This window comes from Ancylobacter sonchi (genome assembly GCF_018390695.1).
Classification (GTDB): Bacteria; Pseudomonadota; Alphaproteobacteria; order Rhizobiales; family Xanthobacteraceae; genus Ancylobacter; species Ancylobacter sonchi.
Genome location: NZ_JAHBGF010000019.1, coordinates 33,533 through 59,240, shown reverse-complemented (window position 1 = coordinate 59,240; position 25,708 = coordinate 33,533). Strand labels below are relative to the sequence as shown.

Sequence of the window (25,708 nt, the reverse complement as noted above, 5' to 3'; positions counted from 1 at the left end):
CTCGACGGGCGTGCGCTCGCGACGTTCCGCCGGGAGGACGCCTGATGCTCGACCACACCAAGGCCGCCGACGTCAAAATCGACCTCATCTCCGGCATGCGGCTGATTGCGCATGACCCGCTGGCCGGCTTCGGCGGCGTCGGCGAGGGCATGTCGCTGCAGCGGGCGCCGGACGGGCGGCGCATCCTGTGGGTGGCGCATGAAGGGCCGCCGAAGAACTTCACCGGCATCGACGTCACCGATCCCAGCCGGCCGAAGGTGATCGTGCAGACCGAGCTGCCGCATAACAAGGTGCGCTCCAACTCGCTGGAGACCACCGGCGACCTGATGGCGGTGGCCTACCAGACCGTGCAGCCCGGCCTCCAGCCGGCCGGCATCGACCTGTTCGACATCTCCGTGCCCGAGACGCCCCGGCTGATCAGCCATTTCGACTGTTCCGGCCCGCATTCGCGCGGCGTGCACCAGGTGTGGTTCGTCGATGGCGAGTTCATCCACTGCGCCGCCGGCGCCGCCGATTTCACCCCGCGCAACCCGCTGGACGACCAGGCCTACCGCATCATCGACGTGCGCAACCCGTCGAAGCCGGTCGAGGCCGGCCGCTGGTGGCTGCCCGGCACCGCCGAGGGCGATGCCGCCGCGCCGCCGGAGCGGCTGAAGATCGACAGCGGCTTTCGCTGCCACAACACCAATGTCTATCCCGCCCGCCCGGACCGCGCCTATGTCGGCTATATCGATGGCGGCTTCCATGTGATGGACATTTCCGACAAGTCCCGCCCGACCGTCATCTCCCGCTTCAATCCCAATCCGCCCTTCCCCGGCTTCGCACACACGCTGATGCCGCTGTTCGGCCGCGACCTCGCGGTGGCCAGCCACGAATGCATCCACGATGACGGCTTCGACTGGCCGAAGCTCACCTGGCTGCTCGACATCCGCCGCGAGGACAATCCGGTGCCGCTCGCCACCCTGCCCATGCCCTCCTTCGAGGAATATGGCCGCAAGGGCGGGCGCTTCGGCTGCCACAATCTGCATGAGAACCCGCCGCGCGATACCGCTCTCCACTCCGAGACGCTGCTGTTCTCGACGCTGTTCAATGGCGGCCTGCGCGTCCACGACATCTCCGATCCGCTGGCCCCGCGCGAGGTGGCGGCCTTCGTGCCCTCCGCCGCGCCCGGCGCCCGCGTGCCGGCGACCCAGATCAACGAGGTCTATGTCGACGAGAACGGCATCGTCTATTGCGGCGACCGCCATGCCGGCGGCGTCTACATATTGGAGCTCGACATCTGAGCCGCGGGGACGGGCGATGATCCCGGTCATCCTGATCACCGGCTTTCTCGGCAGCGGCAAGACCACGCTGCTCAACCATCTCTTGCGCGATCCCGGCATGGCGGACAGCGCGGTGATCATCAACGAGTTCGGCGATGTCGCGATCGACCATCTGCTGGTCGAGAGCGCCATCGAGAACACCGTCGTGCTGCAGAGCGGCTGCATCTGCTGCACGGTGCGCGGCGATCTCGTCGACACGCTGGACGATCTCTGCGCCAAGGTCGCGCGCGGCGAGCTACCGCCCTTCTCCCGCATCGCCATCGAGACCACCGGCCTCGCCGATCCCGCCGCGCTGGTGCGGGCCTTCCTCACCGAGCGGACGCTGGTGACGCGCTTCGCGCTGCGCGCCGTCGTCACCACCGTCGACGCGGTGAACGGCGCCGGCCAGCTCGACGCCTTCGCCGAGGCCCGTCATCAGGCGGCGCTCGCCGACATATTGGTGCTGACCAAGTCCGACCTCGCCGCGCCCGCCGCCGTCACCGACCTCACCAACCGGCTGAAGGCGATCAATCCCGGCGCGGCCCTCTTACCGGTGGTGCAGGGAGCCATCGCCCCCGACGATCTGTTCGCCCGCGTGCCCGACACCCCGTCGCGCGCCGGCGGCGACGTCCTCGCCTGGCTCAACAGCGGCGCGTTCGCCAGCGAGGAGGGCAGCCCTCGCTCGGCCCACGACGACGGCATCCGCGCCTTCGCCGTCACGCTGGACCGGCCGGTGACGCGGGAGGCGCTGCGCGGCTGGCTGCGCTCCGTGCTGTCGCTGCGCGGGGCCGACCTGCTGCGCATGAAGGGGATCGTTGCGCTGCGCGGAGAGGCGGCGCCGATGGTCGTGCATGCCGTGCAGGCGGTGCTGCACCCGCCCGTCCAGCTCTCCGCCTGGCCGAGCGACGATCACACCACCCGCATCGTCTTCATCACCCGAAATGTGGAGGCAGAGGCTCTTCGCAATAGTCTCGAAGTTCTCGCGTCACGGTCGGCGGCGTGAGGCAAGCGCCGGCGCCGGCTGGACATCGTCGCGATAACCCCGCTCAGAATTATGTATACAATATCCTTCGCCAGATCGAACGAAGCACTCCCAGATGTAACGTCGCACATATGTCAGAAGAACTGACATTTAGGCACCCTCCCGTTCTTATAATTGCAGACAGCCTATCACGAACATTCGGACGATGTCGACAAATTGGATGGATACCGCATAACGACTGAGTAAATACTCGAATATTTTGCACCAATAACTTCATAAACACACAACTCCGCCGCGATGACGCGCGAGCCGGAGCGCTGCATGCCGCCTTTCGGCGATCTTTCCCCGCCCCCGGCCGGTCCGTTTTATTAAAGTAAAAGCCCCATTCATGCCATTATGTACTGTGGCCATGCCGAACTGTTATAGCTTATTCTGGTACGAATATTTCATTTTAACTTGACAATGCCGCAGCGGCATCCTCTCCTCAGGCTACAAGACGTCACAAGACGCTGTGCCACTGCCATGCTTGGGAAGGAACGCCACATGATCCCCTCTCGTGCCGCTCGGCCCTTACATCTGCGTCTGAAACACGCCGCGCTCGCCGCCGCGTTCGGTGCCGCGCTGGTCGCGGCGCCGGCCGCGTCCCATGCGCAGGCCGCCCCCACCGGTCCCATCGAGATCACCACCGGCACCAGCCCCGGCGGCACGCCGGACGTGCTGATGCGTCGGGCCGCCAAGATCCTCAACGAGCAGAAGATCATCGCCAACCCGCTGGTGGTGCAGAACCGCACCGGCGGCTCGTGGATGGTCGCGGCCAATTTCGTGATGGCCAAGAAGGGCGACCGCAACATCGTGCTGTGCATCGCCCAGCCGATCCTCACCACGCCGATCACCCAGGGGCTGCCGACGCTCTATGACAAGCTGACCCCGATCAGCATGTTCATCCAGGGCGACCTGGTGCTGGTGGTGCAGCCCGATTCACCGGTGAAGGACCTCAAGCAGCTGATCGCGCTCGCCGGCCAGCGCGAGCGCTCGGTGAAGGTGGCCGGCGCCCAGTCCGGCTCCACCGACCACATGGTGTCCGGCCTCGTCGAGAAGGCCGGCAAGGTGAAGCTGAACTACGTGCCCTTCGACGGCGGCGGCGCCGCCCAGGCCGCCTTCCTCGGCGGCAATGTCGACCTGATGACCCTCACCCCCAGCGAGGCGCTGCCGCTGGTGAAGGGTGGCAAGGCCCGCATCCTCGCCATCTTGTCGACCGAGCGCAGCCCGGCGCCGGAGCTGAAGGACATCCCGACCGCCAAGGAGCAGGGCTACGACATCGTCTGGGGCCAGGCCTGGGGTCTTGCCGGCCCGCCCGGCCTCGACGCCGAGACGGTGAAATTCTGGGACGACGCCATCGCCAAGCTGGTGGCCAACCCGGAATGGCAGGCGAGCCTCAAGGAGAACTTCCTGCGCAGCCGGATGGTCCCGGCCGCGGAGGTGAAGCCCTACATGCAGAAGCTGCATGACGAGCACCTCGCTCTGCTGCGCGACCTCGGCCTCGCCAAGCAGCCGGCGGTGCAGTGAACGGCTCGGCCCTCTCTCCATCGGGGAGAGGGTCGGGGTGAGGGGTCTTCGACGCTCAGCAACGTCGTCGCCCCTCACCGTCCCGCTTCGCGGGTCCCCACTCCCCCGACAGGGAGGGGCAAGAAACCGATCACCGTGCGGCTTCCCGGTGGCTGGAAAGCCGCCCGTCCACTTCCCGCCTCCTGGAGGGAGAAGGGGACGGCCTTCCGCCTCCGCCTTCCGCACATAGCCGCCCGCCTCGCCCGCGACGGAGCCCTGCATGAAAGTCACCAACCTCGTCACCGCCGTGCTGCTGCTCGCTTTGTCGGTGCTGGTGCTGCTCGGCACCTGGGAGCTGCCCTACTGGGCCGACTTCGCCCCCGGCTCGGCCTTCGCGGCCTTCTGGGTGGCGCTGGTCGGCCTCGTGCTCGCTCTCGCCCTGCTCGTCAGCACGCTGGCGGATGATGGCCGCGAGCCGCACGGCTTCCCGGACCGGCGCGGCGTCGCCCGCGTCGCCGCGCTCACCGCCGGGTTGTGGCTGATGGTGCTGCTCATCCCGCTGCTCGGCTTCATGACCGCCGCCATCGCCTTTTCCCTCTTTCTGCTTCTCGGCATCGAACGGCGGCCGCTGGTGCCGAGCCTGTTCACCACCGCGGTGGTGAGCGGCCTCGTCTATGGCGTGTTCATCGCGTGGCTCGGCATCGCCCTGCCCGCCGGCCCGTTCGGCCTCTGAAGCGCCGGGAGCTTTTGCATGGACGCCCTCGCCTCCCTCGCCCAGGGCTTTTCGGTCGCCATGACGCCGACGAACCTGTTGTTCGTGCTTATCGGCGTCACGCTCGGCCAGCTCATCGGCGCCCTGCCCGGCATCGGCCCCTCGGCCGGCATGGCGCTTTTGCTGCCGGTCACCTTCGGGCTGGAGCCTGTCACCGCGCTCGTGATGCTCTCGGGCATCATGTATGGCGGCATGTATGGCGGCACCCTCACCTCCGTGCTGGTGAACGTTCCCGGCGAGGCGGCGAGCGTGATGACCGCCGTCGACGGCAACCAGCTCGCACGGCAGGGCCGCGCCGGACAGGCGCTCGCCGCCGCCGCCATCGGCTCCTTCCTCGCCGGCATCGGCGCCGTCACCGCCCTCGTCTTCCTCACCCCGGCGCTCAGCGCCTTCGCGCTCGGCTTCTCGTCGCCGGAATATTTCCTGCTGGCGCTGCTCGGCATCACCGCCACCGCCAGCCTCGGCACCGGCTCGGCGGTGAAGGCGATGATCGGCGCCACGCTCGGGCTGATGATCGCTCTGGTCGGCACCGACCCGATCCAGGGCACGTCGCGCCTCACCTTCGGCTCGCTGGAGTTGCTGGAGGGCGTCGATTTCCTTCCCGTCGCCATCGGCGTGTTCGGCATCGCCGAGATCCTGGTCTCGATGGAGCAGACTCAGGCGAGCGCGGCGGTGCGCACCCGGCTGCGCGACATGTGGCTGACCCGCAAGGACTGGGTCGAGTGCCGGATGGCGATGCTGCGCGGCGGCGTGATCGGCTTCGTCATCGGCCTGATGCCCGGCGCCGGCCCGACGGTCGCCGCCCTGCTCGCCTATGTGGTGGAGAAGAAGGCGAGCCCGCACCCGGAGAAATTCGGCCATGGCGCGCTGGACGGCGTGGCGGCGGCCGAATCCGCCAACAATTCGGCGGCGCACGGCGCCATGGTGCCGATGCTGGCGCTCGGCATCCCCGGCTCGGCCTCGACGGCGGTGCTGCTGGCGGCCCTCGTGCTGCTCGGCATCCGCCCCGGCCCGATGCTGCTTACCGAGCAGGCCGATCTGGTCTGGGGCCTCATCGCCTCGATGTTCATCGGCAATGTGATCCTGCTGATCATGAACCTGCCGCTGGCGCCGCTCTTCGCCAGCGTGCTGCGCATTCCCTATTCCTACCTGGTGCCGGGCATCCTCATCGTGTCGCTGGTCGGTGCCTATGCGATCAGCCTCAGCCTGTTCAATGTCGGGCTGACGCTGTTCTTCGGCATGGTCGGCTATCTGATGATCCGCGCCGACATTCCCCGCGCGCCCTTGGTGCTCGCCGTGGTGCTGGCGCCGCTGATGGAAAGCTCGCTGCGCCAGAGCCTGATGCTGTCGGAAGGCAGCCCGGCGATCTTCGTGCAGCGCCCGCTCTCCGCCGTGCTGGCGCTCCTGGTGATCGGCTCGCTCGCCTTGCCGCTGTTCAACTTCATGCTCGCCCGCCGGGCGGCGCGCCGCGCCGGCGTCGCCGAGGCGCTGTCCCATTCCTCCGACTAGGACCTGACGATGACCGCACCCGTGATCGACGTTCACGCCCATATCCTCACCGAGGAGATGATGGCCCGCATGCGCCGCGAGGCGCCCGAGATCGGCCCGACGCTGTCCGAGGTCGATGCCGAGGGCGGCGTGCTCAAGGTCGGCGACATCGTGCAGCGTCCGTTCCCGCGCGGCGGCTGGGACCTCGACCGGCGCCTCGCCGATCTCGCCGTTGCCGGCTTCGACCTGCAGGTGCTGTCCAACTGCCCGCAGACCTTCCTTTATGAACGCGAGGCGGCGCTCACCGCCGCGCTGTGCCAGATCCAGAACGAGGCGATCGCCGATCTCGCCCGCCGCCACCCCGACCGTTTCCTCGGCATCGCCACCCTGCCGATGCAGGACCCCGCCCGCGCCGCCGACGAGCTACGCCGCGCCGTGACGAAGCTTGGGCTGAAGGGCGCGCAGATCGGCTCGCATATCGAGGGCAAGAACCTCGACGATCCCGCGCTGGAGCCGATCTGGGCGACCGCCGAGGAGCTCGGCGCCTTCATCCTGATCCATCCGCAGAAGACGGCGGCAGGCAGCCGCACGCAGGAATTCTACCTGAAGAACCTGATCGGCAATCCCTTGGAGACCACCATCGCCGCCGCCTCGCTCGTCTTCGGCGGCGTGCTGGAGCGCTACCCGGATCTGAAGATCTGCCTCGTGCATGGCGGCGGTTTCCTGCCCTTCCAGACCGGACGGATGATCCATGGCTGGAAGGAACGCCCGGAGTGCCGGCGCTTCATCAAGGAGAGCCCGGAGGTGTCGATCCGCCGGCTGTATTTCGACACGCTGACCCATTTCGGCCCGGCGCTGCGCTACCTCACCGACACGTTCGGCGCCGGTCACGTGCTGCTCGGCAGCGACTACCCGTTCGACATGGGCACGCTGGAAGGCGCCCGGCAGGTGCGCGCCGCCGGCCTGTCGAAGCCCGACGAGGCCGCCATCCTCGGCGGCACGGCGGCCGGGTGGTTCGGCCTCGACGCCCCCGCGCGCAAGGCGGTCAACGCATGAACGCGCCGGCCCCCGCCATCCTGCGCCCGAGCGATCTTCCCGTCACCGAGCGCGGCGGCGGCGCGCGCACCGTGCGCCTCGTCACCGCCGAGCTCGGCTCGCAAAAGCTGCTCAACGGCATCACCCGCTTCGGGCCGGGCGCGGCGATCCCGCTGCACAGCCATAATTGCGAGGAGAGCGTCATCATCCTCGAAGGCGACGCGGTGTTCGAGATCGACGGCGTCACCCACGAGCTGACGACGCACGACACCACCTGGATCCCGCCGGACGTGCCGCACCGCTTCCGCAACGCCTCGCCGACGGAGCCATTGGCCATCTTCTGGACCTACGCCGACATCGCCGCCACCCGCACCCTGTCGGCGAGCGGCGAGACCCGGTCCATCGCCTCCGAACATGCCGGGAGCCGGTCATGAACGCCGCCGTGAAGCCTGAAGCGCCCTCCACCGCGCCGGCATCGGCGCTCGAGGGCCTCGTCGCCGACGCCATGCGCGCCTGCGGCCTTCCCGCCGAGGACGCGCAGCGCGTCGGCAAGCTGATGGCCGAGGCCGACCTCACCGGCGCCGACGGCCACGGCATCTTCCGCCTGCCGCAATATGTGCGGCGGCTGAAGGGCGGCGCGGTCAATCCGCGCCCGCGCATCGAGGTGGAGCGCGCCGCTCCCGGCGTCGCCCTGGTCGACGGCGACAACGGCATGGGCCATCTGGTGATGAGCGTGGCGGCGGACACCGCCACCGCCATCGCCCGCGAGATCGGCATCGGCTGGGTCGGCGTGCGCCGCTCCAACCATGCCGGCCCGGCGGCACTCTATGTCGACATGCTGGCGAAGCGCGGCCTCGTCGGCATCTATTCCGTGGTGGCGAGCTCCAACCACATGGCGCCGTGGGGCGGCACCTCCTCGCTGCTCGGCACCAACCCGCTCGCCATCGCCATTCCCGCCGGCGAGGGCGCGCCGCCGGTGCTGCTCGACATCGCCACCACCGTCGTCTCCTACGGCACCGTCAAGAAGCACGTGCTCAACGACATGCCGATGCCCGAGGGCTGGCTGGTCAGCAAGGCGGACGGCAGCGCCATCACCGATCCCAAGCGCAGCGGCGAAGGACTGCTGTTGCCGATCGGCGGCCACAAGGGTTCCGGCCTCGCGCTGATGCTCGGCCTCTTGGCCGGCACGCTCAACGGCGCCGCCTTCGGCAGCGAGGTGGTCGACTTCAACGCGGATTCGGCGACCGAGACCAATACCGGCCACTTCATCCTGGCGCTCGACATCGCCCGCTTCATGCCGCCGGCCGCCTTCGCCGCGGTGCTGCAGCGCCAGCTCGACGAGCTGCGCCACGACACGCCACTCCCCGGCACCGACGGCGTGCGCATCCCCGGCGATCGGCGCGCTGTGCTGCGCGACGCCCGCGCCCGCGACGGGGTGCCGATCCCCTCGCCGCTGCGCCGCCAGCTCGACGAACTCGCCGCGACGCTCGGCATCCCCCCGCTTGCCAGCCGGCTTTGAAGGAGACCGCGACATGTCTGCAACCGCCCAGACCGAAACCGCCGAACGCACCACCATCAACGAGGGCGCCTTCAAGGCCGGCGACGGCGCCTATCTGTTCCAGCTCGACCAGCTCTCCGCCATCGAGGGCGGCCCCGGCTATTCCACCGCCATCGGCTCCGTGGTCGAGGGCGTGCGCACCCAGGTCGGGCTGATGCGCAAGGCGGCCGGCACCGGCGCGCGCCCGCATTCGCACCCCAACGAGCAGTGGAACTATGTGGTGAAGGGTCGCCTGCGGGTGAACATCGAGGGCCAACCCGAGCGCATCGCCGGGCCGGGCACCCTCATCTACTTCCCGCCCGGCGTCATCCACTGGACCGTGGCGCTGCCGGAGGAGGACGTGGTGTTCTTCGTGGTGAAGGACACCACCCACGGCATCGCCGGCAAGGCCGCCGACGGCACGATGAGCGGCGGCCACTACGACACGCCGGCCTCGTCATAGAGCCCGGCCCGCTCGCCCCAGACGCGGCCGACGCGCGCCGTCTCCTGCGCCAGCACGTCGAGAAAGGCCGCCGCCGCCGGCTCCAGCGGGCGGCGCGCCGGCTCGATCAGCACGAGGTCCATGCCCGCCGGCGGATCGGCGATCGGGTTGACGGTGAAGCGCCGGGGCGCCTGCGGCCCCGCCATCGGCGACGCCGGTCCCTCGGCTTCCTGCGCCATCATCAGCCCCGGCAATATCGCTACCCAGTCGGTCGAGGCGACGAAGTCGAGCGTACCCATCATGGCGTCGAGCTCCAGCCGCCGCTCCACCGCCACGCCGTTGGAGGCGAGATAGGTCTCGATATTTGCGCGCCGCGCATTCTGCCCGCTCGGCACCACCACCTTCAGCGGCCCGAGCTCGGCGAGCCTCACCGGCTTCATGTGCTCGCGCCCCGCCTGGGCGCCCGAGACCAGCACCTCCGGCGTGTAGGCGAAGCGCGTCGTCTTCACCCCCACCGTCCCGGTCGAGGTCGGCACGATGGCGAAGGCGAGATCGCCGGCCCGCACCTGCTGGGTCAGCGGCGCCGAATAGGCCTCGGTGATCCGCACCACGACATTGGGATGCTCGGCCACGAAGCGGGCGAGCGCCGGCGCCAGCACCGAGCGGGTCATGGTCGGCATCAGGCCGACCACCATCTCGCCGTCGAGCCCGGCGCCGAAGCGGCCCACCGAGCGGTTGGCCATCTCGTTGAGCCGCAGCAATTCGATGCAGTGGCGGTAGTAGCTCTCCCCTGCCGGGGTCGGCTGCACCGTGCCGCCGCCGCGCGCGAACAGCTTCACCCCGAAGCGGTCCTCGATCTTGCGGATGTGCTGGGAGACGCCGGATTGCGTCGCGTTCTCCCGCTCGGCCGCCGCGGTGAAGGAGCGCTCCTCGTAAGCCGCCACGAACAGCCGGACATCCCGTAGCGTCTCGCTCATCGCCATTACGTTTCCTGATGGAGAGGAGCAGATCATATCATTTCTACAGCGATCGGCATCCTCCTAAGCTCGTCGTCATGAGCGAACATGTCATCGACTTCCGATCAAGCGACGATCATGGCCACTTCCGGCGCGCGCTCGGGCGCTTCGCCACCGGGGTCACCATCGTCACCACGCGCACCGCCGAGGGAAAGCTCGAAGGGCTGACCGCCAACAGCTTCTCCTCGGTCTCGCTCGATCCGCCGCTGGTGCTGTGGAACCTGCGCCGGCAGGCACCGTCGCTGGCGAGCTTCACCGGTTCCGGCGTCTTCGCGGTCAATGTGCTCGGCACCCACCAGAAGCATCTGTGCCGCCACTTCGCCACCCCGCATCCTGACAAGTTCGACAGCGTGGCGCACCGCATCGGCGATCACGGCGCGCCGCTGATCGAGGACGCCATCGCCCGCTTCGAATGCCGCACCGAGCAGGTCATCGAGGCCGGCGACCACCTCATCTTCCTCGGCCGGGTGCTGCGCGCCGCGCATCGCGACGGCGAGCCGCTGATCTACGCGACCGGCGCCCTGTGCGGCCCCGCCGTGCTGCCGGCCGACGCGCCGAACGACACCTCCACGAGCCAGATGTCCGCCAAGAGGACTTCCGCCGACAAGATTTCCGCGAACCGGGAACGCGCCCCATGAAACTCGGCTTCTTCACCATGCCGATCCACCCGATGCACCGTCCCCTCACCGAGACGCTGCGCGAGGACCGGGAGTTCTGCCTCATCGCCGAGAAGCTCGGCTTCTGCGAGGGCTATTTCGGCGAGCACGTCACCGACGGCGCCGAGACCATCACCTCCTCGCTGATCTTCATCGCTTGGCTGCTGGAGGCGACGACGACCATCAAGCTCGGCTCCGGCACCATCAACCTGCCGAACCAGCACCCGGCCCGCGTCGCCGGCGAGGTGGCGATGCTCGATCACATGGCGCAGGGCCGCTACATCATGGGCATCAGCCCGGGCGGCCTTTTGTCGGACGCCGAGGTGTTCGGCAATCTCGACAAGAACCGCACCGAGATGTTCGTCGAGGCCATCGACCACATACTCGGCATCTGGTCCGGCGAGGCGCCCTACAAGCGCGTCGGCCAGCACTGGACCATCTCCACCGAGCGCACCTATCTCCCCGCGCTCGGCCAGGGTGTGATGCACAAGCCGTATCAGTCCCCGCACCCGCCCATCGTCGTCACCGCCGTCGCCCCGTTCTCCAAGGGCGTCGCCGAGGCGGCCGCGCGCGGCTGGGAGCCGATCTCCGCCAACTTCCTGCTGCCCTGCTGGGTGAAAACCCACTGGCCGAAATATGTCGAGGGCTGCGCCAATGGCGGCCGGCCGGCGGATCCGGCGAACTGGCGGGTGGCGAAGAGCATCTTCGTCGCCGACGACCTCGCCACCGCGCGGCGCTACGCAACCGAGCCGGGCAGCCCGTACTATGCCTACTACAACTCGCTGGCGACCAAGCTGGTCGGCAATGGCCGCGCCAACCTGTTCAAGCGCGACCAGAGCGCGCCGGACTCATCGGTGACGGTGGACAGCGTGCTGGCCGACCTCGTCATCTGGGGTACGCCGGACAAGGTGGCCGACGAGCTCGCCGCCTTCGAGGAGGAGATCGGCGAATTCGGCACCCTGCTCTATGCCGGCCATGACTGGGCCGACAAGAAGCTCGCCATCCGCTCGCTGGAGCTGATGGCGGAGCAGGTGATGCCGGCGGTGAACGCCGGCCGCCAGTCCGCCGCCGCCGAGTGACGTTTCAAGATCAAAAGCCGCTCGTGAAAGCGGCGAGATACGACAAACAGCCGCCAAAGGCGGCGAAGAAACGGGAAACATAGCCGCCGAAGGCGGCATGGGAGGACACATGATCCGCGCCGCAATCGCCGGCCTCGGCTGGTGGGGCAAGCACATGATCCGCCGCATGGCGGATTCCGGCGAACTTCGCATCGTCGCCGCCATCGACACCTCGGAGGCGCAGGCCGCCTTCGCCGCCGAGCACGGCATCCCGCTGACGACCAGTTGGGACGATGTGCTGAACGATCCCTCGATCGACGCGGTGATCCTGTGCACGCCGCACTCGCTGCACACGGCGCAGGTGGCCCAGGTCGCCCGCGCGGGCAAGCACGTGTTCTGCGAGAAGCCGCTCGCCCTGACCCGTGCCGACGCCGAGCGCTCGGTCGCCGCCTGCCGCGCCGCCGGGGTGAAGCTCGGCATCGGCCATGAGCGCCGCTACGAGCTGGCGATGCTGGAGATCAAGCGCCTCGTGCAGTCCGGCGCGCTCGGCACCATCCTGCATGTCGAGGCGAATTTCAGCCACGACAAGCTGGCGAGCGTGCCGAAGACCGACTGGCGCGCCTCGCCCGTCGACGCCCCCGCCGCCGGCATGACCGCCATGGGCATCCATCTCACCGACGGCTTCCTCGAGCTGTTCGGACCGATCTCCGAGGTCTACGCCGCCACCGCCACCCGTGCCTCCGACCGGCCGAACGGCGACGTCGTGTCGGTGCATGCCCGCTTCGCCTCCGGCGCCACCGGCTATCTCAACGCCATTCTGGTGACGCCGCTCTATATCGGCATCACCGTGTTCGGCACCGACGCCTGGGTCGAGGCGCGCAACCAGACCCATCCCGACACCCCCGGCCCCACCGTGCTGATCGTTCAGCACAAGGACGGAACGCGGGACGTGCGCGAATATGAATGGACCGACACCGTGCGCGCCAACCTCGAAGCCTTCGCCCGGTCCGTCGAGACCGGCGCGCCCTATGTCTTCACCGACGCGCAGAAGATCGGCAACATCGCCGTCCTCGAAGCCATCTGCCGCTCGGTGGCGACCAACATGCCGGTGCCGGTCGAGGCGGCGTCCGTCGAGGCGGCTGCTGAAGCCGGCCACCCCGCGCTCAAAGCCAGTGCCTGAGGACCCCGCATGGACAGCCTGACCGAGACCGAACCACGCTACCGCGAGCTCGACCCCGCCGCGCTCGACGCCGAGCAGCGCCGCATCTTCGAAGAGATCGGCCGGCCGCGCGCCGGCGCGGTGCCGGCGCCGTTCCACATCTATGTCGAGAGCCCGGAGCTGGCGGAGACCGCGCAGGCGGTCGGCGCCTTCTGCCGCTACCGCACCGGCCTGTCCCCGCGCCTGTCGGAACTCGCCATCCTCACCACCGCCGTCTATTGGGGCGCCGAGTACGAGTTCGGCGTCCATGCCCGCGAGGCGCGCAAGGCCGGGGTGCCGGAATTCGAGATCGAGGCGCTGGCCGCCGGCCGCCGGCCGGATTTCACCGACGCCGATGCGGCGCTGGTCCACGACTTCTCCAGCGCGGTCTACCGGCACAAGGACGTGCCGGACGAGCTGTTCGCCGCCGCCGTCGCCCGCTTCGGCCGCCGCACGGTGATCGAGCTGACCGGCCTGCTCGGCTACTATTCGATGCTCGCCATCGCGCTACGCGTGTTTCGCGTCCCGTCGCCCGCGTGAGAGGATCAGCACCACAAGGGGCACACCACAACAGAACAGGCCCCGTTCGGAGGAAAACGCCATGGAACTGCGCAGCATCGAGGCTTTCGTGCGCGTTGCCGAGCTCGGCAGCATCACCCGCGCCTCCCGCGATCTCGGCATCGTCCAGCCCGCGCTCAGCCGGCACATCCAGCGCATCGAGACCGAGCTCGGCACGCCCCTGCTGGTCCGGCTGCCGCGCGGGGTTCAGCTCACCCTCGCCGGCCGCCGCTTTCTCCAGCACAGCCGGCGGATCCTGCACGAGGTCGCCCGCGCCGCCGAGGAAATGAACATCGGCGGCGACGGCGTGTCCGGCCGGGTGGTGGTCGGCATCTCGCCGACGCTGTCCTCGCTGCTCACCCCCGGCCTGATCGAGCGCTGCGCCGCCGCCTATCCGGCGATCAACCTCACCATCGTCGAGGAGTTCACCCGCCGGCTGCAGGTCGACCTCGTCAACAGCCAGGTCGACCTCGCCTTGCTGACCAACCCGCCGCCGAACCGGGCGCTGCGCTTCACCGCCGTGCTCACCGAGCCGATCGTGGTGGTGATGCCGCGCCTGTCGCGGGGCGTCTCGCCGGTGGTGACGCTCGACGAGCTCGCCTCCACCCCGATGCTGGTGACGCGCGGCATCCGGGCTCTGGTCGACGAGCAGCTGGCCTCGCACGGCGTGTGCATCGAGGTTGATTGCGAGATCGACGCGGTGGAGGCGATCCGCCGCATGCTGCTGCGCGGGCGCGGCGCCTCGATCATGCCGATCTCCGCCTTCCGCAAGGAGATCGACGAGGGATTGCTCACCGGCCTCGCGGTCGGCGGCGTCAATCTCAGCCGCACCATCATGCTGTCGCATGTCGGCGACAAGGTCAGCGCCGCCGCCCAGGCGGTGATGGGCCTGTTGCGCGCCGAGATCGACGCGCTGGCCCAGCGCGGCGTGTTCAGCGCCCTGCCCGATCCCAACGCCGCGCACTGGGCGACGCCGCAGCACCGGACACTGGCCGGCGTCGCCTGACGCGCCCTTCCCTGCTCAACGCGAAACGGCCGGGCTCCACGCCCGGCCGTCGTCGTTTCGGCCCCCGGGTTCCCCCGCCTCAGTCGGTGCTTTCCTCGAAGGCGCGCTGGCGCGTCACCCGGATCATCGGCGCCACCAGCACGATCAGCAGAAGGAAGGTCAGCACCAGGAAGCTCAGGCTGATCGGCCGCGTCACGAACACCGTCGGGTCGCCATGCGAGATCAACAGCGCCCGGCGCAGTGTCTCCTCGATCATCGGCCCGAGGATGAAGCCGAGCAGCAGCGGCGCCGGCTCGCAGTGCAGCTTCTTGGCGAGGAAGCCGAAGCCGCCGAAGATCGCCGCCAGCACCACGTCGAGCGCGTTGTTGTGGATCGAGTACACGCCGATGCAGCAGAACAGCATGATCGCCGGATAGAGCATGCGGTAGGGCACCGAGAGCAGCTTCACCCAGATGCCGACCAGCGGCAGGTTGAGGATGACCAGCATCAGATTGCCCAGCCACATCGAGGCGATCAGCCCCCAGAACAGGTCCGGCCGCTGGTTCATCAGCTGCGGCCCCGGCGACAGGCCCTGCATCATCAGCGCGCCGATCATCAGCGCCATCACCGCGCTGGATGGCAGGCCCAGCGTCAGCATCGGGATGAAGGCGGTCTGCGCGGCGGCGTTGTTGGCCGCCTCCGGCCCGGCGACGCCCTCGATGGCGCCCTTGCCGAACTCGCCCGGCGTCTTGGACAGCTTCTTCTCCAGCGCGTAGGTGGAGAAGGAGGCCAGCACCGGCCCGCCTCCTGGCAGCAGGCCGAGGCAGCCGCCGAGCGCGGTGCCGCGCAGCGCCGGCTTGATGAACCGCTTGATGTCCGCCCAGCGCGGCCAAAGGTTCTTCACCTCCTTCACGAAGGTGCGGCCCTGCTCGGATCCGCCGAGATTGGAGATCGTCTCGCCGATGCCGAACATGCCCATGGCGATCACCGCGAAATCGATGCCGTCGCCGAAGGAGGGAATGCCGAAGGTGAAGCGCTCCACGCTGGTATTGGCATCGATGCCGATGGTGCCGAGCAGGATGCCGACCAGTATCATGCCGATCGCCTTGACGATCGAGCCATGGGCGAGGATCACCGCCGCGACGAGGCCGAACAGCATCAGCGAGAAATAGTCGGCCGGCCCGAAATCGAGCGCCACCTCGGCGAGCGCCGGCGCCGCCACCGCGATGACGATGGTGGCCAGCGTGCCGGCGATGAAGGAGCACAGCGCGGCGGTGGCGAGCGCCAGCCCGGCCTGCCCCTTGCGCGCCATCTGGTAGCCGTCGATCGCGGTCACCACGGACGAGCTTTCACCCGGCAGGTTGACGAGGATCGCCGTGGTCGAGCCGCCATATTGCGCGCCGTAATAGATGCCGGCGAGCATGATCAGCGCCGCCGGCGCCGGCAGCGCGAAAGTCACCGGCAGCAGGATCGAGATGGTCGCCACCGGGCCGAGGCCGGGCAGCACGCCGATGATGGTGCCGAGCAGCACGCCGAGGAAGCCATAGGCCAGGTTCATCGGCGTCAGGGCGACGGAGAAGCCGAGCAGGAGGTCGTTGAAGAGTTCCATGCCCGCCTCACCAGAACCGCGTATGGGGAAGATTGAGGCCGAGACCGTAGGAGAACAGCGCGGTGCAGAAGATCACCAGCCCGACGGCCAGCAGCGCGGTTTCCAGCCACGGTTTCAGGTCGCGTCCGGCGATGCGCGAGGCGACCACCACCGCGAGGCCGGCGACGGGAAAGCCCCAGTCCTCGATCAGGAAGCCGAACGCCAGCACGCCGCCGAGCAGCACGACGAGCGGTCGCACATCGACCTCGCCGACCTCCTGCGTCTCGCTCACCATCGAGCGCACCAGCAGCACGCCGCCGAGCAGGATGAGGCCGCTGCTCACCACCAGCGGGAAATAGCCGGCGCCCATGCGGGAGGTGGTGCCGACGGGATAGTCCGAGCCGATGATGATGGCGACGGCGCCGAGACCGCAGAACAGCAGCCCGGTGAGGAAATCGGACGAAAGCCTGATGTTCATGAAGCACCCGTTCGGTGATCCGCCGGGGTGCGGCGCGGACGCCGCATCGAGGCTCGGCGGATGGGGGCCGGAAACGAAGGCACAAGGGACGCCACATGAGGGCCGGCGCCGGGATGCGGGCCGGCCCTGCGGCGGTCGCGGGCGTCAGTCCGCCTTGACGCCGATGTCCTTGATGACACCGCTCCACTTGGCGGCGTCGGCCTCGATATAGGCCTTGAAGTCGGCCGGGGTCGGGCTCGACACCGCGATGACGCCGGATTCGCCCATGCGCTCCTTGATGGTCGGGTCCTTCATCGCCTCGACGATGGCGGCGTGCAGCTTGTTGATAATCGGCTGCGGCGTGCCGGCCGGGGCGAGGACGCCCTGCCAGGACGACGACACGCTCTTGGGGAAGCCCTGCTCGGTCATGGTCGGCACGTCCGGCAGCTGCGGCACGCGCTGCTTGGTGGAGACGCCGAGCGCCTTCAGCCGGCCGCCCTTCACATGGTTGATGCCGGAGGAGATGGTGACGAACATCAGGCTGACATGTCCGCCCATCACGTCGGCGGTGGCCGGGCCGGCGCCGCCCTTGTAGGGCACGTGGATCATGTCGAGCCCGGCCTCGCGGCGGAACGCCTCCATTTCCAGCCGGTTGACCGAACCCGAGCCCGGCGAGGCGAAATTCACTTGCCCCGGCCGCGCCTTCACATATTCCACCAGCTCCTTGACGTTGTTCGGCGGGAAGGCCGGGTTGGCGATCAGGAGGCCGGGCGTGTCGGCGACGATGGAGATCGGGATGAAGTCCTGCAGCGGCTTCACGCGCAGGTTCGAGAAGATGTACGGGTTGATCGATACCGTGCCGACATTGCCGAGGAACAGCGTGTAGCCGTCCGGCTTGGCGCGGGCGGCGAGGTCCATGCCGACATTGCCGGCGGCGCCGTCGCGGTTCTCCACCACGATCTGCTGGCCGAGGATCGCCGACAGCCGCGGCTGCAGGAGCCGGGCGGCGAAGTCGGAGGCGCCCCCCGGTGCGAAGGGCACGATCAGGGTGATCGGCTGGTTCGGGTAGTCGGCCTGCGCCCGCGCCGGCAGCGCTGACGTGAGGCCGGCGGCGAGCACGGCGCCGGCCAGTGCCACGCCGGAGAGCACGGCACGGCGGGTGGCGGTCGGTTGAGCTTTCATCGTTCCCTCCCAGGAATCGCGACGCCGCTTGTTTTTTGGCTGGCGCCGTTTTCAGCTTGCGGTGACAGGCAAGTCTCGTCGGCAAGTCTCGTCAGCACGTCTCGTCGGTCAAAACCTCTTCGGTCCATGGCGCCCCAGGCCGGCCTTTATCGGGCCGCCCCTCCTCAGGCCCGACCTTTCTCAAGCCATCGCGGCCTCGCGCATCATCTCGCGCTCGCCCTCGACTTCCAGCGGCAGCTTCACCGGCCGCTTGAGCTTGGCGGAGAGGTCGAGCGCCTTGGTGAGCATCAGCCGATTATGCGCCTCGGCGGCGGTGGCGTGCTGGGTCGGCAGATCGAGCGCGATGCGGTTGAGCCAGGATTCCGTTTCGGTGCGCATCGGCCCGCGCAGTTCGCCGAGCGCCATGTCGCCCGGCGGGTAGCTGCCCATGAAGTCGACGAGGCGGCTCTTGTCCGGCAGGTAGCCTTCCTCCTGCGGCGCCGAGACCGCCAGCACGATGTCGCGGTGGGTGTCGTCGATGGTCAGCACGCCGGTGGTGCCGACGATGCCGACCTCCAGGCTGTACACCGCGCCGGGCCAGGTCACCGGCAGCGCCCAGGAGATGTTGAGGTGGTAGATCGAGCCGTCGCTCATCATGATCATGCCGGCGGTGCCGTCGATGCCGCGCCAGTCCGGCCCCAGCACCTTGTCGACCGAGCGGGCATAGACCTCCACCGGCGTCTTGGCCTCCAGGTACCACATGACGATGTCGAGCGCGTGGGTGCCGGAGATCACCATCGGCGAGATGGTCTCCGGCGCGTTGGAGCGGCGGTAATTGTCGATGGCGACCAGCCGGTTCATGAAGGCGCGGGAGGTGACCATCGTCACGTCGCCCAGCGCGCCGGTGCGCACCTTCTCCTTCGCCGCCAGCCAGCGGCGGCGGAAGCGCTGGGTGTAGCCGACCACCGCGTCGACGCCGGACGCCTCGATCTCGCGTAGCACCCGCGCGGAGTCGCCGAGATGCGTCGCCAGCGGCTTCTCGATCAGCATCGGCAAATCGCGCTCCAGCGCCGCCATCACCGGGTCGACATGCAGATGCTCGTCGGTGGCGACGATCACCGCCGTCACCTCAGGGCGCTTCAGCAATTCGCGATGATCGGTGGTGACGAAGTCGGCGCCGATCTCCGCGCCGACGCGCCGTCCCTTTTCCGCGTCGATCTCGGCGAGGCCGATCCATTCCACCGCCGGATGGCGGGCGGCGACCGCGCCGCGGAACAGGCCGACGCGCCCGGCGCCGATGATGGCGAGACCGATCCCCTTGGGCGAGTTGCGGCGCATCATGGATGACCCTCCAGTTCTTGTGCAGTACAGCGACGGTCCTGCATCATGATTTCGATCCGACGGCATGTATCCGTCCTGGACGGAAGCGGACCATGCGCGACTAGACCGCGCAAATACTCTTTCGCCATTGGGACATAGTGAAAGAGCATGGATAAAAGCGCGCGACGGGGCATCTCGCCCGCGCCGCGCCAGTTGTCAGGAGGCGGCCAGCGCGGCCGCCTTCAGATCGTTGATCTGCGCCAGCGAGCGATTCGACAGCGGCAGGTCGACCGGCTCGTTGATCGCCGCCGACAGATCCGCCGCCATGTAGCTCTGCATCACCGTGCGCGCGTGCTCGGGCGCCACCATCACCGGCCGGTCGCGCAGCACGGCTTCGAGGAAATGGATGGTCTCCGGCCCCATCTGTCCGGCGAACACATGGTCGACCTGCTCGCCCGGCATGGTCGACATCGGGAAGCGCGTGCCCTCGCTCACCGTGCTCAGCCAGTTGTCGCGCTGGGTGTCGTCGAGGATCAGCGCCCCCTCGGTGCCGGTGATCTCGATCCAGGTGCCGCAATAGTTCGGATAGGCCGGCGGCAGGTTCCAGCCGCCGCCGATCACCACCAGCGTGCCGTTGTCCATCGTCACCGTGGACCACATGCAGTCATAGGAGCCGTTGACCTCCTGCATGTAACCATAGGCGCCCTGCGAATAGACCCGCAGCGGCTTGGCCGGCTCCAGCAGCCAGAACACGAAATCGAGGTCGTGCGTCGATTCCATCGCCGCCGGCGAGAGCTTGGTACGCGAGGCTATCTTCTTGCCGAGATTGCGCGACAGATGCCGCGACACCATCACATTGACCACCCGCCCGAGCGTGCCGTCGGCGATCTTCTTCTTGGCGTAGGCGATCTTGAGGTTGAAGCGCTGCGAATAGCCGATGGTGAACTTCACCCGGTTGCGCTGGGAGAGCTCGATGAGCTCGTTCGCCTCCCACAATTCCATGGCGATCGGCTTTTCCAAGAGCACATGCTTGCCGGCCTTCAGGCAGTCGCGGGCGATCGGGTAATGCGTGCTCTCCGGCGTCGTCGAGATGTAGACCACCTCGATGGCGTCGTTCTCCACGATGTCGCGATAGTCGAGCGTCGCGGTGGCCGGCTTGGTGAGAAGGCGCACCTCCTCCAGCCGCTCGGGACGGATCTCGCAGATATGCAGCCGGTCGACCAGCGCCGAGCGCGAAAGCGTTTCGGCGCGAATGCCCCCGCACCATCCGGTGCCGATGACGGCGACCTCGACCTGCCTCATCACTCTCCACCCCAGGGTCAGATTTTTGTTGGACCCGGAGCGGACCATGCGGTGTCAGGCCGCGCAAATGCTCTTTCGCCATTGGGACATAGTGAAAGGGCATGGCAGGAGGCGGCTGCAAGTACCCGACGGCGGCCGACGAGGGTCGGAAGGCGCCGGGTGGAGCCACGGCGCGGGCGGCGATCTGAAAACCGGCGATCTTGAAAGCAACCGGACCGCCGGTGCGGCATTGTCATGGGCGACGGCGACGAGGTCTTGCGTGTCCTCCCGCCCCGTTCCCTCCCGCCTCGCGGGTGACGGCTTTTCCGGTCGTCACCCGTTTTTGTTTGTGTCGGCTCAGCTCGCCTTGGGGTGCCGCGGATCGTCATGCGCGCGCACCAGGAAGCGGCGCGCCACGTCGAGATAGCCGGCATAGACCAGCCCGCCATTGCGCTCGACCAAATCTTCGCGCTCGTCGCGATAGAGCGCCGGCAGCCGGTACCACGGCACGTGCGGACGCAGGTGATGCAGCACATGCAGATTGTTGTTGAGGTAGAGCAGGCCGAGCAGGCCGCCCTTCTCGACGATGGCGGTGCGCTCCTCATGCTCCTCGGCGAAGCGGTGCTCGGCGAAGGAGCGCAGCCGGGTCAGCGCCGCGCCGACATAGACGAAGGCGAACAGATAGGTCGCCAGCGGCATGCCGCACACGCCGACCACCCAGACCAGCACGGCGGCGACGCCCAGCGCGTGCCGCGCCCAGACCGGCCGCGCCTTGCCCTCGCCGCGCCACACGGCGCCGGCCTCGGTCCACAGGAAGCCGCCGATCATGATGAGCGGCCCGAGGGTCAGGCGCCCGACCAGCGTCATGTTGAACCGCAGCACCAGCCGGGTGAGGCCGCCGAGCCGGTCCCAGTCGGTCTGGCGCAGATACACCGATTCCGGATCCTCGATGGGATCGGTGAGGTGCTCGTCGCGATGGTGGCGCAGATGCGAGGAGCGGTAGATCGGATAGGGCAGCCACAGCGACAGCGGCGGCCAGCCGACCGCGTCGTTGATGCGCCGCGAGCGCGTGGGATGCCCGTGCATCACCTCGTGCTGCAACGATCCCTGCCAGGCGATCAGCCAGCCGCCGACGGCGCAGAGCGCAAGGAACGGCACCGCCTCCCACCACCAGGTCAGGGCAAGCCAGCTGCCATAAATGAGCACGGCAAGGCCTATGGTCGGCCATTCGAGGCGGGGAGAGTGCGGCATGGAAGGAAGGACCGGAGAGGAAGGGAACATCAGGACTGGCAAGCGAATTGTATGCCAGTAGGGAAGACTATCAGTACATATTGTCTATAAATTTACTAGTGATATGTCTAGCGGATCCGCGGACCGGTAGGCCGGTGCGCATGAGGGGAGCACTACGATGAGCCTTCGCCGCCTTATCGCCGCCGCCGCGCTCGTCGCCGGCCTCGGCCTTGCTGCGCCCGTCGCGGCCTCTGCCGCCGACAGCGTCACCGTCGCCTCCAAGATCGACACCGAAGGTGCGGTGCTTGGCAACATCATCGCGCTGCTGCTGGAGCAGAAAGGGCTCGACGTCAAGGAGCGCATCTCGCTCGGCCCGACCAAGATCGTGCGCACCGCGCTGCTGGAGGGCGAGGTCGACATCTACCCGGAATATACCGGCAATGCCGGCTTCTTCTTCAACGTCGACGCCGACCCGGCGTGGAAGAAGGCCGACACCGCCTATGCCAAGGCCAAGCAGCTGGACGCCGCCAACAAGGTCGTCTGGCTCCAGCCGGCCCCGGCCAACAACACCTGGGCCATCGCCGTGCGCGGCGACGTCGCCAAGGCCAATAATCTCGCGACGCTCGACGACTTCGGCAAATGGGTCGCCGGCGGCGGCAAGGTGAAGCTCGCCGGCTCGGCCGAGTTCGTCGAGAGCGCGGCGGCGCTGCCCGCCTTCCAGAGCGCCTATGGCTTCAAGCTCGGGCAGGACCAGCTGCTGGTGCTGTCGGGTGGCGATACCGCCGCCACCATCAAGGCGGCGGCCGAGGGCACCTCCGGCGTCAACGCCGCCATGGTCTACGGCACCGATGGCGGCATCGCCGCGCTCGGCCTCAAGGTGCTCGCCGACACCAAGGGCGTGCAGGCGGTCTACGAGCCGGCGCCGGTGGTACGCGCGGCGGTGCTGGAGGCGCATCCCGAGATCGCCACCGTGCTGGCCCCGGCCTTCTCGGCGCTGACGCTGGAAACCCTGCAGGGCCTCAACGCCAAGGTGCAGATCGAGGGCCAGGACGCCCGCGCCGTCGCCAAGGAGTGGCTCACCGGCAAGGGACTGCTGAAGTGAGCCTCGCGGGCGAGGCGGTCGTCGCTCCGGCGCCGGAAGCCGCCGCGCCCGCCCGGCCCCGTGCCGGCGTCCCCCGCGCCAACCCGCTGCTGGTGCTGATCGTCACCGGCATGGTGGTGGCGCTGGGCAGCCTCGGCTTCGTCTCAGTGGCGCCGAACCGCATCGTCAGCGGCAAGCCGCTGGCGCTGTGGGCGGCGGTGGAGCCGGGCGTCGCCGCGCTGGTCGCCGCCCTGGTGGTGGCACTCGGCGCGTCGGCACTCATCCGCTCCGGCGTCTGGCGCGACCGGCTCATCGCCGTGCTCGCTGGCGCGCTGCTCGTCGCCAGCCTCGCCGCCGCCGCCCATGCGGCCGGCCTCGTCGCCGCCGCGAGCGGGCCGGTGGCGCGCACCTCGCTCGGCGCCGCCTTCTGGATCGTCGCCGCCGGCGCCGCCTTCGCGCTCGCCGACGCGGTGGGCCGGCTCGCGCCGCACCCGCTGGCGCAGTCGGCCATCGCCGCGGCGGTGGTCGGCGCGCTCCTCGCCCTCGCCGCCTCCGGCGCGCTGGCCGATCTGTCGCTGGCACGCGAGTTCGCCAATCGCCGCGCCGCCTATGGCGCCGAGATGCTGCGCCACCTCGCTCTGGTCGGCGGTGCGCTCGCTGCCGCGCTGCCGATCGGCACCGGGCTCGGCCTTCTCGCGCTGCGCCGGCCGGCCTGGCGCAAGCCGCTCTTCGCGGTGCTGAACCTCATCCAGACCATTCCCTCCATCGCCATTTTCGGCCTGCTGATCGGGCCGCTCTCGGCGCTGTCGGGGGCGTTTCCGGGGTTGCGCGCATTCGGCGTCGGCGGCATCGGCGCCGCGCCGGCGGTGATCGCGCTCACCCTCTACGGCCTGCTGCCGGTGGCGCGCGGCGCCTTCACCGGCCTCGCCTCGGTGCCGCCCGCCGTCATCGACGCCGCGCGCGGCATGGGGCTCGACGAGCGGCAGATCCTGCGCCGCGTCTCCATCCCGCTCGCTTTGCCGATCCTCGTCGCGGCGCTCAGGGTTGTTGTGGTGCAGCTCACCGGCCTCGCCGTGGTGGCGGCGCTGATCGGCGCCGGCGGGCTCGGCGTGTTCATCTTCCAGGGCCTCGGCCAGACCGCCACCGACCTCATCCTGCTCGGTGCGCTGTCGGCCATCGCGCTGGCCCTCGTCTTCGACCTCGTACTTCGCAGCCTCGGCGCGCTGCTCGCCACCGGAGAGCGTCCATGATCGTGCTCGACCGCCTCACCAAGCGCTACGGACCGACCGTCGCGGTCGACCAGCTCTCGCTCACCGTGCCGACCGGCTCGATCTGCGCGCTGGTCGGCGCCTCCGGCTGCGGCAAGTCGACGACGCTGCGCCTCATCAACCGGCTCATCGAGCCCGATGGCGGGCGCGTGCTGATCGAGGGCACCGACGCCGCCAGCCTGCCGCCCGTCGCGCTGCGCCGGCGCATCGGCTACGTCATCCAGTCGATCGGCCTATTCCCGCACTGGAGCATCGCCCGCAACATCTCCACCGTGCCGGAGCTGCTCGGCTGGACGCCCGCGCGCATCGCGGCCCGCGTCGACGAATTGCTCGACCTCGTCGGCCTCGATCCGGCGCTGTACCGCCACCGCCGGCCGCACCAGCTGTCCGGCGGCCAGCAGCAGCGCGTCGGCGTCGCCCGCGCGCTCGCTGCCGATCCCGACCTTTTGCTGATGGACGAGCCGTTCGGCGCCCTCGACCCGGTGACGCGCGACGGCCTGCAGGGCGCGCTCATCGACATCCAGGCCCGCACCGGCAAGACGGTGGTGATCGTCACCCACGACATCGACGAGGCGATCCGCCTCGCCTCGCGCATCGCCGTGCTCGACGGCGGCCGGCTGATCCAGCAGGGCACGCCGCGCGAATTGCTCGCCCACCCGGCCAACAGCTTCGTCGAGGCCTTCGTCGGCGGCCCGCGCCGTGGCCTGCGCCTCCTGCAGGTGACGCCGGTCGGCGAGCGCACCGACTACACGGTCGATCACGGAGATGCGCGCGAGCCCATCGCCGCCGACGCCATGCTGGACGCGGCGCTGGCGCAGATGGTGGCTGGAGGCATCGACCGGCTGCCGGTGCTCGACCGCGCGGCGGGACGGCGCGGCACGCTCTCGCTCGCCGACGTGGTGACGTCATGAGCGCCCCCGACATCGCCAGCGACCGCCCACCCGCCGGCGCCCTCGCCCGCCTCGCCGCCCGCCCGGCGGTGTGGGCGAGCCTTGCCTTCGTCGCCGCGCTCGCGCTGCTGCCCTATAGCGCCCCGCTGTTCCACGCGCTGTTCCCGGAGCTGCCGCGCCCGCTCTATACCCGCGCCAGCTTCCTCGACCTCGCTTTGTCCCATGCCGGGCTGGTCGGCCTCGCCAGCCTGGTGGTGGTGAGCCTCGGCATCGCCATCGGCATCTTCGTCACCCGCCCGGCCGGGCGCGACTTCGCTGGCCCGGTCGACACGCTGACCGCGGTCGGCCAGACCTTCCCGCCCACCGCCGTGCTGGCGCTGGCGGTGCCGGCCATCGGCTATGGCGGCGCGCCCACCGTCATCGCGCTGATCGTCTACGGCCTGCTGCCGGTGGTCAGCGCCACCATCGCCGGGCTCGGCGCGGTGCCCGCCGCGCCGGTGCAGGCGGCGGACGGCATCGGCCTGTCGCCGGCCGGGCGGCTGGTCAAGGTCGAGCTGCCGCTCGCCGCGCCGGTGATCCTGTCCGGCATCCGCACCTCGGTGATCCTCAATATCGGCACCGCCACCATCGGCTCCACCGTCGGCGCTCTCACCCTCGGCTCGCCGATCATCGAGGGCCTGTCCGGCTCCAACCCCGCCTATGTGCTACAGGGCGCCCTGCTGGTCGGGCTGTTCGCGGTCGCCACCGATCTGTGGTTCGACGAGCTGGAGCGGGCGCTGCACTGAACCGGGCATACCGACGACGTGCCTAATGTAGCGCCATATTCACCGGAAAAATGCGGTTAATTCGATCTTAAGGC

At 69.1% G+C, this 25,708-nt stretch carries 25 protein-coding genes; 18 read left to right on the top strand and 7 right to left on the bottom strand.

The features are described 5' to 3' along the window. Window positions 1-44 precede the first annotated feature (44 nt). The 9 genes from KHC28_RS10270 (at window position 45) to KHC28_RS10230 (ending at window position 9,123) form a co-directional block, all read left to right on the top strand. Window positions 45-1,283, top strand: a complete 1,239-nt coding sequence (locus KHC28_RS10270) for an LVIVD repeat-containing protein (RefSeq protein WP_214008258.1) — start codon at window positions 45-47, stop codon at window positions 1,281-1,283. A gap of 16 nt (window positions 1,284-1,299) precedes the next feature. Beyond that, complete coding sequence (locus KHC28_RS10265) at window positions 1,300-2,304, top strand: CobW family GTP-binding protein (protein WP_214008257.1); 1,005 nt, start codon at window positions 1,300-1,302, stop codon at window positions 2,302-2,304. Window positions 2,305-2,826: 522 nt separating this feature from the next. Then, window positions 2,827-3,849 carry a Bug family tripartite tricarboxylate transporter substrate binding protein gene (locus tag KHC28_RS10260; RefSeq protein ID WP_214008256.1) on the top strand — a complete coding sequence of 341 codons (1,023 nt, stop codon included), beginning with the start codon at window positions 2,827-2,829 and terminating at the stop codon, window positions 3,847-3,849. 259 nt (window positions 3,850-4,108) lie between these two features. Further along, window positions 4,109-4,561 carry a tripartite tricarboxylate transporter TctB family protein gene (locus KHC28_RS10255; protein WP_214008255.1) on the top strand — a complete coding sequence of 151 codons (453 nt, stop codon included), beginning with the start codon at window positions 4,109-4,111 and terminating at the stop codon, window positions 4,559-4,561. Between the two features lie 18 nt (window positions 4,562-4,579). Continuing rightward, window positions 4,580-6,109, top strand: a complete 1,530-nt coding sequence (locus tag KHC28_RS10250) for a tripartite tricarboxylate transporter permease (RefSeq protein WP_214008254.1) — start codon at window positions 4,580-4,582, stop codon at window positions 6,107-6,109. Between the two features lie 9 nt (window positions 6,110-6,118). Continuing rightward, window positions 6,119-7,144 carry an amidohydrolase family protein gene (locus tag KHC28_RS10245; protein WP_214008253.1) on the top strand — a complete coding sequence of 342 codons (1,026 nt, stop codon included), beginning with the start codon at window positions 6,119-6,121 and terminating at the stop codon, window positions 7,142-7,144. Next, window positions 7,141-7,557, top strand: a complete 417-nt coding sequence (locus KHC28_RS10240; RefSeq protein ID WP_214008252.1) for a cupin domain-containing protein — start codon at window positions 7,141-7,143, stop codon at window positions 7,555-7,557. The genes KHC28_RS10245 and KHC28_RS10240 overlap by 4 nt, the downstream gene beginning before the upstream one ends. Next, window positions 7,554-8,642, top strand: a complete 1,089-nt coding sequence (locus tag KHC28_RS10235; protein ID WP_214008251.1) for an Ldh family oxidoreductase — start codon at window positions 7,554-7,556, stop codon at window positions 8,640-8,642. Before KHC28_RS10240 ends, KHC28_RS10235 begins: the two co-directional genes overlap by 4 nt. Before the next feature lie 13 nt (window positions 8,643-8,655). Beyond that, a complete protein-coding gene (locus KHC28_RS10230) occupies window positions 8,656-9,123 on the top strand; it encodes a cupin domain-containing protein (RefSeq protein WP_214008250.1) in 468 nt (155 codons plus the stop codon). Here the strand turns inward: KHC28_RS10230 and KHC28_RS10225 are convergent. Continuing rightward, the gene (locus tag KHC28_RS10225; RefSeq protein ID WP_246564663.1) at window positions 9,099-10,079 is read right to left on the bottom strand and encodes a LysR family transcriptional regulator; all 981 of its coding nucleotides are present in this window, start codon (window positions 10,077-10,079) and stop codon (window positions 9,099-9,101) included. The two genes, KHC28_RS10230 and KHC28_RS10225, sit on opposite strands and share 25 nt — an antisense overlap. 77 nt (window positions 10,080-10,156) lie before the next feature. Here KHC28_RS10225 and KHC28_RS10220 point away from each other — a divergent pair, with 77 nt between their 5' ends. The 5 genes from KHC28_RS10220 to KHC28_RS10200 all read left to right on the top strand — a co-directional run bounded on the left by KHC28_RS10220 (window position 10,157) and on the right by KHC28_RS10200 (window position 14,594). After that, window positions 10,157-10,756 carry a flavin reductase family protein gene (locus tag KHC28_RS10220; RefSeq protein ID WP_246564661.1) on the top strand — a complete coding sequence of 200 codons (600 nt, stop codon included), beginning with the start codon at window positions 10,157-10,159 and terminating at the stop codon, window positions 10,754-10,756. Continuing rightward, complete coding sequence (locus tag KHC28_RS10215) at window positions 10,753-11,853, top strand: LLM class flavin-dependent oxidoreductase (RefSeq protein ID WP_214008248.1); 1,101 nt, start codon at window positions 10,753-10,755, stop codon at window positions 11,851-11,853. Before KHC28_RS10220 ends, KHC28_RS10215 begins: the two co-directional genes overlap by 4 nt. A 109-nt stretch (window positions 11,854-11,962) precedes the next feature. Continuing rightward, window positions 11,963-13,012, top strand: a complete 1,050-nt coding sequence (locus KHC28_RS10210) for a Gfo/Idh/MocA family protein (RefSeq protein WP_214008247.1) — start codon at window positions 11,963-11,965, stop codon at window positions 13,010-13,012. Window positions 13,013-13,021: 9 nt separating this feature from the next. Beyond that, window positions 13,022-13,570, top strand: a complete 549-nt coding sequence (locus tag KHC28_RS10205) for a carboxymuconolactone decarboxylase family protein (protein WP_214008246.1) — start codon at window positions 13,022-13,024, stop codon at window positions 13,568-13,570. 61 nt (window positions 13,571-13,631) lie between these two features. Beyond that, window positions 13,632-14,594: a LysR family transcriptional regulator gene (locus KHC28_RS10200; RefSeq protein WP_214008245.1), complete on the top strand. Its 963-nt coding sequence runs from the start codon at window positions 13,632-13,634 to the stop codon at window positions 14,592-14,594. Window positions 14,595-14,673: 79 nt separating this feature from the next. Here KHC28_RS10200 and KHC28_RS10195 read toward each other — a convergent pair whose 3' ends face one another. The 6 genes from KHC28_RS10195 to KHC28_RS10170 all read right to left on the bottom strand — a co-directional run bounded on the left by KHC28_RS10195 (window position 14,674) and on the right by KHC28_RS10170 (window position 21,631). Further along, window positions 14,674-16,182: a tripartite tricarboxylate transporter permease gene (locus tag KHC28_RS10195; protein WP_214008244.1), complete on the bottom strand. Its 1,509-nt coding sequence runs from the start codon at window positions 16,180-16,182 to the stop codon at window positions 14,674-14,676. A 7-nt stretch (window positions 16,183-16,189) separates the two neighbouring features. After that, complete coding sequence (locus KHC28_RS10190) at window positions 16,190-16,639, bottom strand: tripartite tricarboxylate transporter TctB family protein (protein WP_214008243.1); 450 nt, start codon at window positions 16,637-16,639, stop codon at window positions 16,190-16,192. Window positions 16,640-16,783: 144 nt separating this feature from the next. Continuing rightward, window positions 16,784-17,800, bottom strand: coding sequence for a Bug family tripartite tricarboxylate transporter substrate binding protein (locus KHC28_RS10185; protein ID WP_214008242.1), 1,017 nt, complete (start codon window positions 17,798-17,800; stop codon window positions 16,784-16,786). A 180-nt stretch (window positions 17,801-17,980) separates the two neighbouring features. After that, window positions 17,981-19,120: a Gfo/Idh/MocA family protein gene (locus KHC28_RS10180; protein ID WP_246564660.1), complete on the bottom strand. Its 1,140-nt coding sequence runs from the start codon at window positions 19,118-19,120 to the stop codon at window positions 17,981-17,983. 195 nt (window positions 19,121-19,315) lie between these two features. Continuing rightward, on the bottom strand, window positions 19,316-20,401 hold the full coding sequence (locus tag KHC28_RS10175; protein ID WP_214008241.1) for a Gfo/Idh/MocA family protein: 1,086 nt from the start codon (window positions 20,399-20,401) through the stop codon (window positions 19,316-19,318). 336 nt (window positions 20,402-20,737) lie between these two features. Continuing rightward, the gene (locus KHC28_RS10170) at window positions 20,738-21,631 is read right to left on the bottom strand and encodes a fatty acid desaturase (protein ID WP_214008240.1); all 894 of its coding nucleotides are present in this window, start codon (window positions 21,629-21,631) and stop codon (window positions 20,738-20,740) included. A gap of 157 nt (window positions 21,632-21,788) precedes the next feature. On the opposite strand from KHC28_RS10170, the gene osmF reads away from it, so the two are divergent. Genes osmF through KHC28_RS10150 form a run of 4 tightly spaced genes read left to right on the top strand, consistent with a single transcriptional unit; the run spans window position 21,789 to window position 25,634 of the window. Further along, the gene (gene osmF / locus KHC28_RS10165; protein WP_214008239.1) at window positions 21,789-22,712 is read left to right on the top strand and encodes a glycine betaine ABC transporter substrate-binding protein OsmF; all 924 of its coding nucleotides are present in this window, start codon (window positions 21,789-21,791) and stop codon (window positions 22,710-22,712) included. Beyond that, complete coding sequence (locus KHC28_RS27855) at window positions 22,709-23,941, top strand: ABC transporter permease (RefSeq protein ID WP_214008238.1); 1,233 nt, start codon at window positions 22,709-22,711, stop codon at window positions 23,939-23,941. Before osmF ends, KHC28_RS27855 begins: the two co-directional genes overlap by 4 nt. Further along, the gene (locus tag KHC28_RS10155) at window positions 23,938-24,870 is read left to right on the top strand and encodes an ABC transporter ATP-binding protein (protein ID WP_214008237.1); all 933 of its coding nucleotides are present in this window, start codon (window positions 23,938-23,940) and stop codon (window positions 24,868-24,870) included. The genes KHC28_RS27855 and KHC28_RS10155 overlap by 4 nt, the downstream gene beginning before the upstream one ends. Next, window positions 24,867-25,634 carry an ABC transporter permease gene (locus KHC28_RS10150; RefSeq protein ID WP_214008236.1) on the top strand — a complete coding sequence of 256 codons (768 nt, stop codon included), beginning with the start codon at window positions 24,867-24,869 and terminating at the stop codon, window positions 25,632-25,634. Before KHC28_RS10155 ends, KHC28_RS10150 begins: the two co-directional genes overlap by 4 nt. Window positions 25,635-25,708: the final 74 nt, after the last annotated feature.